Raw genomic sequence first — 12,053 nt, 5'->3', positions numbered from 1 at the left:
ACGTCAGTGCCGTTCGACCAGCACGGCGGTGCCCTGTCCGACGCCCACGCACATCGTGGCCAGCCCGCGCTCGGCTCCGGTACGGCGCATGCGGTGCAGGAGCGTGGTGAGGATGCGGGCCCCCGAACCGCCCAGCGGATGGCCGAGCGCGATCGCCCCGCCGCTGGGGTTGACCAGGTCCGGGTCGATGCCCAGCCGGTCGACGCAGGCGAGCGCCTGGGCGGCGAACGCCTCGTTGAACTCGGCCTCCTGGACGTCCTCGACGCTCCACTCCGCGCGGGCCAGCGCCTTGCGGGTGGCGGGCACCGGACCGAGCCCCATCACGTCGGGGTGGACGCCGGCGGAGGCGCCGGCGACATAGCGGCCCAGCGACTCGAGGCCGAGCTCGTTGAGCGCCTCCTCGCTGACCAGGAGCAGTCCCGCCGCCCCGTCGTTCATGGGCGAGGAGTTGCCGGCGGTGACGGTGCCGCCCTCCCGGAAGACCGGCTTCAGCCGGGCCAGCTTCTCGTACGAGGTGTCCTCACGGATGCCCTCGTCTGCGTCGACGAGCACGCCGTCGGGACGCCGCACCGGCAGCATCTCGTCGTCGAAGTGGCCCTTCTCGCGGGCCAGCGCGGCCAGCCGGTGGCTGCGCAGGGCGAACTCGTCCTGGCGTTCGCGCGTGATGCCGCACCGCACGGCGACCTCCTCGGCCGTCTCCCCCATGGCCAGCAGGCCGTGCAGATCCTTCATCGCGGGGTTGACCAGGCGCCAGCCGAGCCGGGTGTCCACCGTCTCGACGCGATGCGGCAGCGCCTCCTCGGGGCGGGCCAGCACGAAGGGGGCGCGACTCATCGACTCGGAGCCGCCCGCGATCACGATGTCCGCCTCGCCCGCGGCGATGGTGCGGGCCGCGGTCGTCACGGCCTCGAGTCCGGAGGCGCACAGCCGGTTCACCGTCGCGCCCGGCACGGTCTCGGGCAGACCGGCGAGCAGGGCGGCCATCCGGGCGACGTTGCGGTTGTCCTCGCCGGCCTGGTTGGCCGCGCCCCAGTAGACGTCGTCGACGCGGGCCGGGTCGAGCGCGGGCACCTCGGCGACGAGGCCGCGGACGACGGCGGCGGCGAGATCGTCGGGCCGGACGGAGGACAGGGCTCCGCGCAGTCTGCCGACGGGGGTGCGGCGGGCGGCCGCGAAGTGGACGGGGCGCACGACGGACTCCTTGGTTAGCACTGCTAGTTTTCGACTATAGACCCCGACGCCCCGCCCTGGGAAGATCCCCGGACGCCTTCGCCGACGCAGCTGGAGCAGCGATGACCGCATCCGTCGTCACCGGTACCCACCTCCTGACCGGGACCCGCGGCACGATCGCCGCGCGCGAGTGGTCCCCGCCGGTCCCCCGCAGCCTCGCCCTCGTGGTGCACGGATACGGCGAGCACGCCGGCCGCTACGAGGAGCTCGCCGGCGTCCTGACCGGACACGGCACGGCCGTCTACGCCCCCGACCACCGCGGGCACGGCAGGTCGGCCGGCGAGCGGGCGGTGATCGAGGACTTCGAGGACGTCGTCACCGACCTGCACGCCGTGGCGGAACTCGCCCGGGCCGCCCACCCGGACCTGCCGCTGGTGGTGATCGGGCACTCGATGGGCGGCCTGATCGCGGCCCGGTACGCCCAGCGCCACGGCGACCGTCTCGCCGCGCTGGTGCTCTCCGGCCCGGTGATCGGCGAGTGGCGGCTGCCGGCGCGGCTGCTGGCGTACGACGAGATCCCCGACGTTGCGGTCAGCCCGGCCGCGCTCTCCCGCGACCCGGCGGTCGGCGCGGCGTACGCGGCGGATCCGCTGATCTGGCACGGACCGATGAAGCGGCCCACGCTGCAGGCCTTCGTGCGGACCCTGGCGACCGTCGCCGAACACGGCGGCGTCGGCGCGCTGCCGCTGCTGTGGCTGCACGGCGACGACGACCGCCTGGTGCCGCTGCCCGGCAGCCGGACCGGCGTCGAGCGGCTCGGCGGCGGCGCGCACACCGAGCGGATCTATCCCGGCGCCCGGCACGAGGTGTTCCACGAGACGAACAGGGCGGACGTGTTCGCGGACCTGACCGGCTTCCTCGACCGGACCCTCGCCGTCTGATCCCGACGCCTTCCCCGACGGACCGGGGGGGAACCGACGGACCGGGGGGAACCGACGGACCGGGGGATCGGGGATCGGGGAAAACTCCTGTTTGCAGCGTTACGCCAGGGGCACCCGCGCCTGCATGGAGTGGTTGCGCGTTGCCGCCTGCGTGGGCGAGGACCCCGAGCTGTTCTTCCCCGTGGGCACGGCCGGACCGGCCCTGCGGGAGGCCGCGGCGGCCAAGCGGGTCTGCGCCCGCTGCCCGGTGTGCGCCGAGTGTCTGTCCTACGCCCTCGGCAGCGGACAGGCCTCGGGTGTCTGGGGCGGGACGGGCGAGCAGGAACGCGTGGCGCTGCTCCGTACCCCACCACACGACGCGACGAGGAGGAGCACCGTATGACTGTCGTGAAGAGCCCCCTGCCCGAGCCCGCCCGCCAGATCACGTTCGACGCGCTGCAGGGCACCCTCGTGGATCTCCTGGGTCTCTCCCTGATCGGCAAGCAGGCGCACTGGAACATCGTGGGCCCCCGCTTCCGCTCGATCCATCTCCAGCTGGACGAGGTCGTCACCGCGGCCCGCTCCTACGCCGACACCGTCGCCGAGCGGGCGGCCGCGCTGGGCCTGCCGCCGGACGGCCGCCCGGAGACGATCGCGTCCGCGTTCACCCTGCCCTCCCCGAAGGACGGCTGGTTGCGCGACGAGGACGTCGTCCGGGTGATCGCCGAGTCCCTGGGGGCCGCCATCGCACGGCTGCGCGAACGGATCACGGCGACCGAGGACGCCGACCCGGTGACCCAGGACCTGCTGATCGGCGTCACCGCCGACCTCGAGAAGCAGCGCTGGATGTTCGAGGCGGAGAACTGGCCGCGCGAGAACTGACCCGCGCCGACCCCCGGAGAAAGGCCCCCCATGACCGACGCACTCGAACTCGACGCGCTCTGGGAGGAGTTCCACCACGCGGTGAACATGACCTCGCAGGAACTCGCCGCCTGGCTGCGGGTGCGCGACGCCGGAGAGAGCACCGAACCGCTGCCGGACCGGGCGGGCGGCGCCACCGGACAGCAGGTGCTGGAGATCCTGCAGAAGCGGCGCACCGACCTGACCGACGACGACGTCCGGGTGATGTACCGGGTCGTGGACACGGTCGCCGCGCAGGCGGACGCGGAGAACGAGCCCGAGGCGCAGGAGACGCAACGCCGTCACCGCCTGATGACGATCGGGCACGATCCGCTCAGGCCGTAGGACCCGAGCCGGGCCGGCGTCGCGGCGTCAGCGGGCGAGCCGGGACAGCGCCGCCGAGACCAGGGTGCGCACGCCCGGCGCCAGCACCGACAGGTCCGGGGCGAACAGCGGACTGTGGTTGCCCGGCACGCCCGCCGCCTTCTCCCACACCCCCTCCCCCGGCGCCGCCTCCCACACCGGCGCCGGGGTCGACGTCACGTACCAGTAGTCGTACGGCACGCCTTCGGGAGCGAGCAGGGAGAAGTCCTCGCTGCCGAGCGCCTGGCCGAAGTCGAACACCGTGTCCGGGCCGAAGAGTTCCCGGTGGACGGCCGCGATCTCCTCGTCCAGCGAAGGGTCGTTGACGGTGGTGGGGCAGCCGGGCCGGACGACGACGTCCGGCGGGCGGGGGCAGCCCGCGGCGGCGCACTCCGCCTCCGCGATCCGCCGGATCGCCGCGAGGAGACGGTCGCGCACCCGGGTGTCCCGGGTGCGGACGTTCACCCCCAGCCGCGCCTCGTCGGGGATGATGTTGGACGTCGTGCCGGCGTGGAAGCGCCCCACGGTGAGCACCGCCGAGTCGTTCGCGGCGATCTCGCGGGAGACCACCGTCTGCAGCCGGGTCACGACGAAGGCGGCGGTCACCACCGGATCGACCGTCGACTCCGGCCGCGACCCGTGTCCGCCCACACCGTGCACGACGACGTCCACGTCGTCCGAGGCCGACAGGGTCAGCCCGGGGGTGTGCGGGTAGAACCCGGCGAGTCCCGGCGCGACGTGCTGGCCGAACAGCACGTCGGGGCGCGGAAAGCGGTCGTGGATGCCGTCGGCGACCATCGCCGCCGCACCGCCCCCGGCCTCCTCAGCGGGCTGCCCGACCACGACGAGCGTCCCGGACCACGTCTCGCGGGCGGCGGCGAGCGACTCGGCGGCCGCCGCCAGCCAGGTGACGTGCAGGTCGTGGCCGCAGGCGTGCATCACGCCGTCGTGGGTGGAGGCGTAGGCGAGGCCCGTCGCCTCCCGTACGGGCAGCGCGTCCATGTCCCCGCGCAGCCACACCACCGGCCCGTCGCCGTTGGCCAGCACGCCGACGACGCCGGTGCGGGCCACGCCCTCCGTCACCCGGTACCCGGCCGCCCGCAGCCGCCCGGCCAGTGCGGCGGCGGTGCGGTGCTCCTGGAAGGACAGCTCGGGGTGGCGGTGCAGATCCTGGTAGAAGTCCTCCAGCCGCCCGGACTCCAGGTCCGGGGTGATCTCCCGGGCCAGGCGGGCGACGACGGCCGGTTCGGTCATTGCACGCATGCGGCCACGTTACGCGGGACGCCCCGGCGCGGTCGGCCGAACGGTCCTGACGCGAGCATGCGCGAACGGGGGCCGCCTGCGCGTGCCGCCGCCCGTGCCGCGACCTGAGGCATGATCGAGCCATGACCGCCCCCAGCCCGTCGGGCCCCGCCCCCATCCGGGTCCTCCTCGCCGACGACCAGGAAATGGTCCGCACCGGCTTCCGCTTCTTCCTCGACGCGCAGCCGGACATCACGGTCGTCGCGGAGGCCGCCGACGGCGAGGAGGCGGTGGCGCTGGCCCGCAGAGTGCGGCCGGACGTGTGTCTGCTGGACATCCGGATGCCGAGGCTGGACGGTCTCGCGGCCACCCGGCTGCTGGCCGGACCGGACGTCCCGGACCCGCTGCGGGTCGTCGTGGTCACCACCTTCGACCTGGACGAGTACGTGTACGGGGCGCTGCGCGGCGGCGCCTGCGGCTTCCTGCTGAAGGACTCCGGGCCGACGCTCCTCGCGGAGGCGGTCCGGGCGGCCGCCGCGGGCGACTCCCTGGTCTCGCCGTCGGTGACGGTACGCCTGCTCCAGCACCTGACCGCCCCTCAGACCACGTCGGCCGCCGCCCCCGTCGCCCTCCCGGACACGCTCGCCGAACCGCTGACCGAACGGGAGCTGGACGTCGTCCGGCTGGTCGCCCTCGGCCGGACCAACGCCGAGATCGCGGCCGAGCTCTACGTCTCCCTGTCCACCGTGAAGACGCACCTGTCGAGCGTCCAGCTGAAACTGGGCGCCCGCAACCGCGTCGAGATCGCGGCCTGGGCCTGGCAGCACGGGCACGCGCGGCCCCGGGCCTGAGGCCGCCGCGGCCTCACAGGCCCAGCACGCGCGTGATGGTGCGCAGCACCCCGTCCTCGTTGTTGGAGGGCGCGAGGTGGCGGGCCCTGCGCACGACCTCGGGGTGGGCGTTGGCCATGGCGAACGACCAGTCGGCGGCGTCCAGCATCTGCAGGTCGTTGAGGTAGTCGCCGAACACCATGGTCTGCGCGGGCGTGACGCCGAGCTCGCGCTGGAGGCGGCGCAGCGCGGCGCCCTTGTGGGCGGTGCGGTTCATGACGTCGACCCAGTGCTCGCCCGAGACCACGACCTGGTGGGTCCGCGCGAAGGGCGCGAGCGCCGGGGCGGTGCTCGCCTCGGCCGACCCGAAGTCGTACAGGGCGACCTTGAGGATGTCGTCGTCGACGGCGGTGACGTCCTCGACGACCTCGTGGCGCAGGTAATACCTGGCCGCCTCCGCCAGGAACGCCTCGTCGGTCCGCTCGACGTACGCCGACCGCTTCCCGCAGACCACGGCGCCGACGTCGACGCCGTCGGCCGCGAGCTTGCGCACGGCCTCCACGACCCGCACGACGACGGCGGTCTCCAGCGGATCCGAGCTCAGCTCCCGCCCGTCGCGCACGACGTACGCGCCGTTCTCCGCGATGAACGCCATCCCCTCGGCCGCGCCGTCGACCTCGGCGAAGTCCGCTGCCAGCGTGGCGTACTGGCGTCCGCTCGCCGGAGCGAAGTGCACCCCGCGCTCGCGCAGCAGCGCCAGCACGCGCCACAGATCCGCGGGCGCCTTCTTCTCGTCGTCGAGGAGCGTGCCGTCCATGTCGGTGACGATCAGCCGGATGTCGGCGGGAGCCGTCGGCGGCTCGGAGGCTGCCGGTCCGGGGGCGTGCGAGTACGGCATGTGCTGCTTCCTGTTGGTGGACGACCGGATTTCACCCTACCGGGGACACCGGTGATCATCCGGCGGCACAATGACGGCGAAGGCCCGGGGAACGGCAGGGCACGGGCAGGACGCGGGAAGGGGCGGTCACGTGAGCGGGCCGGGACGGCTGGACACCAGCGTGGCGCACAACGCGCGGGTGTGGAACTACTGGATCGGCGGCAAGGACAACTACGAGGTCGACCGCGGCGTCGGCGAACACGTCGCCGGGATGTTCCCGCTCATCCGGGAGATCGCCCGCGCGGACCGCTGGTTCCTCGGACAGGCGGTGCGGTTCCTCGCCGAGGAGCGCGGCGTGCGGCAGTTCCTCGACATCGGCACCGGGCTGCCGACGGCGGACAACACGCACGAGATCGCCCAGCGCATCGCGCCGGAGTCGCGGATCGTCTACGTCGACAACGACCCCATCGTGCTGGCGCACGCCCGCACGCTGCTGACCGGCACCGCGCAGGGCCGCACCGACTACATCGACGCGGACGTGCACGACCCGGCCGCCATCCTCGAACGCGCGGGCCGCTCCCTGGACTTCACCCGCCCGGTCGCGGTGATGATGCTGGGCATCCTGAACTTCGTCCTGGACGTCGAGGCGGCCCGGGACATCGTCCGACGGGTCATGGCCGACGTCCCGTCCGGCAGCTTCCTGGTCCTCACGCACCCCACCCACGACAGCGAGGTGGGCGGCGAGGGCCAGATCCCGGCGATGAAGTTCTGGAACGAGAACGCCAAGCCGCCGATCACCGCCCGCAGCGGCGCCGAGATCGCCGTGTTCTTCGACGGTCTGGAGCTGCTGGAGCCGGGCCTGGTGTCGTGTTCGCGCTGGCGCGGCACGGCCGGCTCCCTCGCGGTGGTGCCGCAGTACGGCGCGGTCGCCGTGAAACCCTGACGGGCGTAGGGGCACGCGCGCCGCAGCGCCGATCGTGGAGGACGTATGACCACCCTTGCCGATCCCGTCCCCGGCGGGCGTCCCGGAGACGTCGAGCGGGCGACCGCGCTCAGCGGGGAGCTGACCGCGGCGGGCGTGCACGGCGTCGTGCTGGCCTACGTCGACACCGCGGGGATCGGCCGGGTGAAGGCGGTCCCCACGGGCAGGCTGGCCTCGGCGGCGGCCTGGGGCGTCGGGATGTCGCCGGTGTTCGACACGTTCCTGGCGAACGACTCCATCGTCACGACCGATGTGCTGGGCTCGCCCGACGGCGATCTGCGCCTCTACCCGGACCTCGACCGGCTGGTCGTTCTGGCGGGCCAGCCCGGCTGGGCGTGGGCGCCGGTCGACCGCGTCACCCAGGACGGCGAGCGGCATCCGGGCTGCTCCCGCACGTTCCTGCGGCACGTCGTGGCGGACGCGGCCCGGACGCACGGTCTCGCCTTCCGGGCGGCCGTCGAGATCGAGTTCGCGGTCGGCCTGGACTCCGCGCCCGCCGGGGAGTTCGTCCCGGCCGCCGCCGGACCGGCGTACGGCGCGACGCGGCAGGTCGAGCTGAGCGGGTACACCGCCGACCTGCTGGCCGCGTGCGCGGCGCAGGGCGTCGACGTCGAGCAGATCCATCCCGAGTACGCCCCCGGCCAGTTCGAGATCTCCGTGGGCGCCCTCGACCCGGTGGCGGCGGCCGACCGCAGTGTCCTCGTCCGTCAGACCGTGCGGGCGGTGGCCCGCCGTCACGGGCTGCGGATCTCCTTCTCCCCCGCGGTCGTCGCGCAGGGCGTCGGCAACGGCGGCCACATCCATCTCTCGGCGTGGCGGGACGGCGTGAACCTGCACGCGGGCGGCGAACGGCGGCACGGTATGACGGCCGACGCGGAGGCGTTCGCCGCGGGCGTCCTGTCCCGTCTCCCGGCGCTGACGGCGGTCACCGCGCCCAGCCCGGCCAGTGCTCTGCGCCTGCGACCCTCGCAGTGGGCGGGGGTGTACACCGCGTGGGGCCTGGAGACCCGCGAGTGCGCGCTGCGCCTGGTGCGGGGCACCGCGGGCCGCCGCGCGGAGCAGGCGAACCTGGAGGTCAAGCCGGTCGACCTGGCCGCCAACCCGTATCTGGCTCTCGGCTGCGTCATCGCGGCCGGGCTGGACGGGGTGGCCTCGGGCGCGGTGCTGCCCGCGGAGAGCACCGGGGACCCGGTGCGGCTCGCCGCCGGTGAGGCCGCTGCCCGGGGCGTGCGCCGGCTGCCGGCCTCGCTGGCCGGGGCCGTCGCCGAGTTCCGCGCCGACGACGTGCTGCGCGCCGCCCTCGGCCCGGTCCTCGCCGACGCGGTGACCGCGGTGCGGCAGGGCGAGATCGACGCCGTCGCCGGGCTCGACGACGACCAGGTGGCCGCCGCGTACCGCTGGGTGTACTGAGATGGCCGCCCGGGCGGTCCACGAGGCGCTGGCGGAGCTGCGGCTGGTCGACCACCACTGCCACGGCGTGGTCACCGACCCGCTGGACCGACCGGGTTTCGAGGCGCTGCTGACCGAGGGGGACCTCTGGCCGGGGTTCTCCACGTTCGACACGCCCGTCGGGGTGGCGGTGCGCCGCCACTGCGCGCCCCTGCTCGACCTCGACCCGCACGCCCCCGCCGACGCCTATCTGGCCAGGCGCGCGGCCCTCGGCCCTCGGGAGGTGAACCGGCGGTTCCTGCGGGCCGCCCGCACCGCGGTGTTCTGCGTCGACACCGGTTTCGCCCCGCAGCGCGTCACGACGCCCGCCGAGCTCGCCGCGGCCGGGCGGCCGGCGGTCGCGTACGAGGTCGTACGGCTGGAGGCGGTCGCCGAGGCCGTCGCCGCGCGGGGCGTCGACGCCGACGGGTACGCCGACGCGTTCCGGGCGGCCGCGCTGGACGCGGTCCGGCGGCCCGGCGTCGTGGGGGTCAAGTCGGTGGCCGCCTACCGGACCGGCTTCGACCTCGACCCGGCCAGACCCCCGGACGCCGACGTCACCCGGGCCGCCCGGCGCTGGCTGGCGGGCGGCGGACGGCTGGCGGACCCGGTGCTGATGCGGCACCTGCTGTGGACGGCGGTCGATCTGGGGCTGCCCCTGCAACTGCACACCGGCTTCGGGGACAACGACATCCGGCTGCACCGGGTGGATCCGACGCATCTCACGGACTGGCTGCACCTCACGGCGGGCACGATCCCTGTGCTGCTCCTGCACTGCTGGCCCTACCAGCGGCAAGCCGCCTACCTGGCCGCGGTGTTCGAGCAGGTGTACCTGGACGTGGGGCTCACGCTGCATCATGTGGGTCCCGTGCGAGCGCGGGCGGTCCTGGAGGAGGCGCTGGAGATCACACCGTTCCGCAAACTGCTGTACAGCTCGGACGCCTATGGTGTGTCGGAGTTCTACTGGCTCGGCGCGCTGGCCTTCCGCCGCGGTCTCGGAGACCTGCTCCAGGACCGGGTGGACGCGGACGAACTGAGCCTGCCCGACGCGCTGCGGCTGGCGCGCCGGGCCGGAGCCGACAACGCCCGCCGGGTCTACCGGCTTCCCGACGGACACTGAAAGTATGATCGAACAATGTCTGACTTGACCGAGACCACGCCGGGTTGGCTGAGCTCCGACGAGCTCGAGATGGCACGCGCCCGCATGCCGATCCTGTACGTCGAGGCCGTGCCCGTGCGCGTCGACGACAGCGGCGAAGTCACCAGCGTCGGCCTGCTGCTGCGGATAGGGCCGGACGGCAATGTCAACCGGACCCTGGTGTCCGGCCGCGTCCTGCACCACGAGCGCGTCCGGGACGCCCTGCTGCGCCACCTCGAGAAGGACCTCGGCCCGGTGGCGCTGCCCCGGGTGCCGACCTCGCTCCAGCCGTTCACGGTGGCCGAGTACTTCCCGACGCAGGGCATCACCCCGTACCACGACCCGCGTCAGCACGCCGTGTCCCTGGCCTACATCGTGCCGGTGACGGGCGACTGCCGGCCCCGGCAGGACGCGCTGGACCTGGTGTGGTTCAGCCCCCAGGAGGCCGCCTCGCTGGCGGTGCAGAGCGAGATGCCCGGCGGGCACGGATTCCTGCTCCGGCAGGCGCTGGCCCACGTCGGCCTCTCGGCCTCCTGACCGGGGTGCCGCCGGCCCGGCGCGCGCTGGTCGGAGCCGCCGGGAGCCGTCCCTGCACCCTCGTGGTGTGCAGGGGCTGCTGTTGCGGCGACGGCGTCAAGCATCCCGGCTTCGACCACGCGTGGCAGCTGGCCCGGCTGCGTGCGGCCGCCGCCGCGTCGGGCGGCGGCTTCGCCGTCCGCACGACGGACTGCCTCGGCCCCTGCGACCAGGCGAACGTGATCGTCGTCCAGCCCTCGGCCGCCGGCCGCCGGGCGGGTGGCCGGGCCGCCTGGGTGGGCTTCGCCATGGACGACGACTGCACGGAGGAGATCGTGGCGTGGGCGGCGGCGGGCGGTCCGGGCCTGGCCGCCCCGCCGGCGACGCTGGAGCTGCAGTTCATCGACCCGCCCAGGGGCGCCCGTTCGCGCGGCCGCCGTCAGGGTGCGGTCCGCGGGTAACGCCGCAGCCGATCGAGGCGAGGCCTGCACGACGGACCGGCACGGCGCCCCCACCCGCACGGCTCCTCAGCTCTGCGCCGTGCGGGCCGCCGTCGGCCGGGCGGGCGGTCAGGGCGGCGGCGCGGGCCCGGTGACGCCGCGCCGATCCGCCGGCTCAGTCCTCGTGTCCGGTGTTCTCGCCCGGCAGGAATCTCTGGCGCGCCCACAGGCTCAGCAGCGCCGTCGCCCCGGCCAGCAGCGGCACCGGGTCCCGCACGGAGGGACCCAGTGCGAATCCCAGGGCCGTGGCCGTGCAGACCGTCAGGGGGATGAACCCCGCCGCACCCTCCATCCCACGCCGTAGCGCGGGCCGCGCGGTGCCCAGTGCGCTCGCCCCGCCGGGCACCCAGGGGCCGACGGCGACCACCAGCAGTCCCGCGGTGACGCAGACGTCGACCAGCTGACAGGACATCACCTCGGGGCCGTGCGGGCCCACCGTCCACAGTCGTAGGGTGTCGCCGATCAGCATGAGGCACAGCCCGGCGATCCCGACCCACAGGGTGGCTCTCCGGTCGCTCCGCACAAGACGGCGCAAGGCGAACAGAAACCCGAGGAACACGATTTCGGCGGCCCACAGGACACCGACCATCCCCGTCCCCAGCCGCGTGCCGTCACCGGCGCTCCGCAGCAGCACCCACACGGTCATGAAGACGGCCCCCGCCGTGACGACCCCGTCGAGCACCCGCCGCAGCATCACGTGCCGACCGGCTCCGGCGTCGGCCGCGACCACCAGACCTGCCATGCCCAGACCGACCGTCAGCGTCACCGCGGTGACCGTCACCGCACCCGGCAACGAGCGCACGTCCCACCCGGGGGTCGCGGGCTCGGCCGACAGCACGGTGACGACGCCCCGGTACACGCCCCCGGCGAGCGCGGAGCCGGCCAACAGCAGCACGCGCGTCCGCACCCGCCCGCTCGCTCCCCTCGCGCGGAGCATCAAGGAGGCCGCCAGCGCCCAGTTGCCGGCGGACGGCCCGAAAGCCATCATCCGCGCCGCCCCGCCGCCGGCCGCCCGGGACCCGCCGAACGTCAGCACCGCGCCCACCAGGCACACCAGGCACACCACGCCGGCCGCCGCCCAGCTCCGTGCCCCGCTCCGCCGGCAGCGGCCCGCCCGGAGGCCGAGCCCCTCCGGCGACTTTCCCAACCCCGACATCAGGTGCGCCTCTCCACCGGTCCCCCGTCCG

14 protein-coding genes are annotated in these 12,053 nt (G+C 74.4%); 10 read left to right on the top strand and 4 right to left on the bottom strand.

Translation table 11 applies throughout. The annotated features are described in order from the left end of the window. Positions 1-3: 3 nt before the first annotated feature. Positions 4-1,191: a thiolase family protein gene (locus ACH4ZA_RS19250; RefSeq protein ID WP_398430528.1), complete on the bottom strand. Its 1,188-nt coding sequence runs from the start codon at positions 1,189-1,191 to the stop codon at positions 4-6. A 101-nt stretch (positions 1,192-1,292) separates the two neighbouring features. Between ACH4ZA_RS19250 and ACH4ZA_RS19245 the strand changes: the two genes are divergently transcribed. From ACH4ZA_RS19245 to ACH4ZA_RS19230, 4 genes are all read left to right on the top strand, one after another. Further along, positions 1,293-2,111, top strand: coding sequence for a lysophospholipase (locus ACH4ZA_RS19245; RefSeq protein WP_398430526.1), 819 nt, complete (start codon positions 1,293-1,295; stop codon positions 2,109-2,111). 124 nt (positions 2,112-2,235) lie between these two features. Further along, positions 2,236-2,493, top strand: a complete 258-nt coding sequence (locus tag ACH4ZA_RS19240; RefSeq protein ID WP_398430525.1) for a WhiB family transcriptional regulator — start codon at positions 2,236-2,238, stop codon at positions 2,491-2,493. Further along, on the top strand, positions 2,490-2,972 hold the full coding sequence (locus tag ACH4ZA_RS19235) for a Dps family protein (protein ID WP_398430523.1): 483 nt from the start codon (positions 2,490-2,492) through the stop codon (positions 2,970-2,972). Before ACH4ZA_RS19240 ends, ACH4ZA_RS19235 begins: the two co-directional genes overlap by 4 nt. Positions 2,973-3,002: 30 nt before the next feature. After that, on the top strand, positions 3,003-3,335 hold the full coding sequence (locus tag ACH4ZA_RS19230) for a DUF3140 domain-containing protein (protein WP_398430522.1): 333 nt from the start codon (positions 3,003-3,005) through the stop codon (positions 3,333-3,335). A 27-nt stretch (positions 3,336-3,362) separates the two neighbouring features. Here ACH4ZA_RS19230 and ACH4ZA_RS19225 read toward each other — a convergent pair whose 3' ends face one another. After that, positions 3,363-4,607 (bottom strand): amidohydrolase, encoded by a 1,245-nt coding sequence (locus tag ACH4ZA_RS19225; protein WP_398430823.1) that lies wholly within the window; start codon positions 4,605-4,607, stop codon positions 3,363-3,365. Between the two features lie 131 nt (positions 4,608-4,738). Between ACH4ZA_RS19225 and ACH4ZA_RS19220 the strand changes: the two genes are divergently transcribed. Then, positions 4,739-5,446 carry a response regulator gene (locus tag ACH4ZA_RS19220; protein ID WP_398430521.1) on the top strand — a complete coding sequence of 236 codons (708 nt, stop codon included), beginning with the start codon at positions 4,739-4,741 and terminating at the stop codon, positions 5,444-5,446. Between the two features lie 13 nt (positions 5,447-5,459). On the opposite strand, the gene ACH4ZA_RS19215 is transcribed toward ACH4ZA_RS19220, so the two are convergent. After that, positions 5,460-6,323, bottom strand: a complete 864-nt coding sequence (locus tag ACH4ZA_RS19215; RefSeq protein ID WP_398430520.1) for a Cof-type HAD-IIB family hydrolase — start codon at positions 6,321-6,323, stop codon at positions 5,460-5,462. A gap of 130 nt (positions 6,324-6,453) precedes the next feature. On the opposite strand from ACH4ZA_RS19215, the gene ACH4ZA_RS19210 reads away from it, so the two are divergent. The 5 genes from ACH4ZA_RS19210 to ACH4ZA_RS19190 are packed head-to-tail and all read left to right on the top strand — an operon-like array spanning position 6,454 to position 10,827. Further along, complete coding sequence (locus ACH4ZA_RS19210; RefSeq protein ID WP_398430519.1) at positions 6,454-7,245, top strand: SAM-dependent methyltransferase; 792 nt, start codon at positions 6,454-6,456, stop codon at positions 7,243-7,245. Between the two features lie 45 nt (positions 7,246-7,290). After that, positions 7,291-8,694, top strand: coding sequence for a glutamine synthetase (locus ACH4ZA_RS19205; RefSeq protein ID WP_398430518.1), 1,404 nt, complete (start codon positions 7,291-7,293; stop codon positions 8,692-8,694). A 1-nt stretch (position 8,695) separates the two neighbouring features. Continuing rightward, a complete protein-coding gene (locus ACH4ZA_RS19200; protein ID WP_398430517.1) occupies positions 8,696-9,832 on the top strand; it encodes an amidohydrolase family protein in 1,137 nt (378 codons plus the stop codon). A 15-nt stretch (positions 9,833-9,847) separates the two neighbouring features. Next, positions 9,848-10,387, top strand: coding sequence for an NUDIX hydrolase family protein (locus ACH4ZA_RS19195; protein ID WP_306947169.1), 540 nt, complete (start codon positions 9,848-9,850; stop codon positions 10,385-10,387). Between the two features lie 5 nt (positions 10,388-10,392). Next, on the top strand, positions 10,393-10,827 hold the full coding sequence (locus ACH4ZA_RS19190; protein ID WP_398430516.1) for a (2Fe-2S) ferredoxin domain-containing protein: 435 nt from the start codon (positions 10,393-10,395) through the stop codon (positions 10,825-10,827). Positions 10,828-10,981: 154 nt separating this feature from the next. Here the strand turns inward: ACH4ZA_RS19190 and ACH4ZA_RS19185 are convergent, their stop codons facing one another. Continuing rightward, the gene (locus tag ACH4ZA_RS19185; protein WP_398430515.1) at positions 10,982-12,022 is read right to left on the bottom strand and encodes a hypothetical protein; all 1,041 of its coding nucleotides are present in this window, start codon (positions 12,020-12,022) and stop codon (positions 10,982-10,984) included. Positions 12,023-12,053: the final 31 nt, after the last annotated feature.

The sequence above is a fragment of the Streptomyces sp. NPDC020597 genome (genome assembly GCF_044335095.1).
GTDB lineage: Bacteria > Actinomycetota > Actinomycetes > Streptomycetales > Streptomycetaceae > Streptomyces.
This window is presented reverse-complemented; position numbering and strand designations above follow the sequence as displayed.

Bases quoted from the DNA above. Each gene is read 5' to 3' on its own strand.
- ACH4ZA_RS19245 (WP_398430526.1), top strand. From the start codon at position 1,293: ATGACCGCATCCGTCGTCACCGGTACCCACCTCCTGACCGGGACCCGC.
- ACH4ZA_RS19240 (WP_398430525.1), top strand. From the start codon at position 2,236: ATGGAGTGGTTGCGCGTTGCCGCCTGCGTGGGCGAGGACCCCGAGCTG.
- ACH4ZA_RS19235 (WP_398430523.1), top strand. From the start codon at position 2,490: ATGACTGTCGTGAAGAGCCCCCTGCCCGAGCCCGCCCGCCAGATCACG.
- ACH4ZA_RS19230 (WP_398430522.1), top strand. From the start codon at position 3,003: ATGACCGACGCACTCGAACTCGACGCGCTCTGGGAGGAGTTCCACCAC.
- ACH4ZA_RS19225 (WP_398430823.1), bottom strand. From the start codon at position 4,607: ATGACCGAACCGGCCGTCGTCGCCCGCCTGGCCCGGGAGATCACCCCG.
- ACH4ZA_RS19220 (WP_398430521.1), top strand. From the start codon at position 4,739: ATGACCGCCCCCAGCCCGTCGGGCCCCGCCCCCATCCGGGTCCTCCTC.
- ACH4ZA_RS19215 (WP_398430520.1), bottom strand. From the start codon at position 6,323: ATGCCGTACTCGCACGCCCCCGGACCGGCAGCCTCCGAGCCGCCGACG.
- ACH4ZA_RS19205 (WP_398430518.1), top strand. From the start codon at position 7,291: ATGACCACCCTTGCCGATCCCGTCCCCGGCGGGCGTCCCGGAGACGTC.
- ACH4ZA_RS19200 (WP_398430517.1), top strand. From the start codon at position 8,696: ATGGCCGCCCGGGCGGTCCACGAGGCGCTGGCGGAGCTGCGGCTGGTC.
- ACH4ZA_RS19195 (WP_306947169.1), top strand. From the start codon at position 9,848: ATGTCTGACTTGACCGAGACCACGCCGGGTTGGCTGAGCTCCGACGAG.
- ACH4ZA_RS19185 (WP_398430515.1), bottom strand. From the start codon at position 12,022: ATGTCGGGGTTGGGAAAGTCGCCGGAGGGGCTCGGCCTCCGGGCGGGC.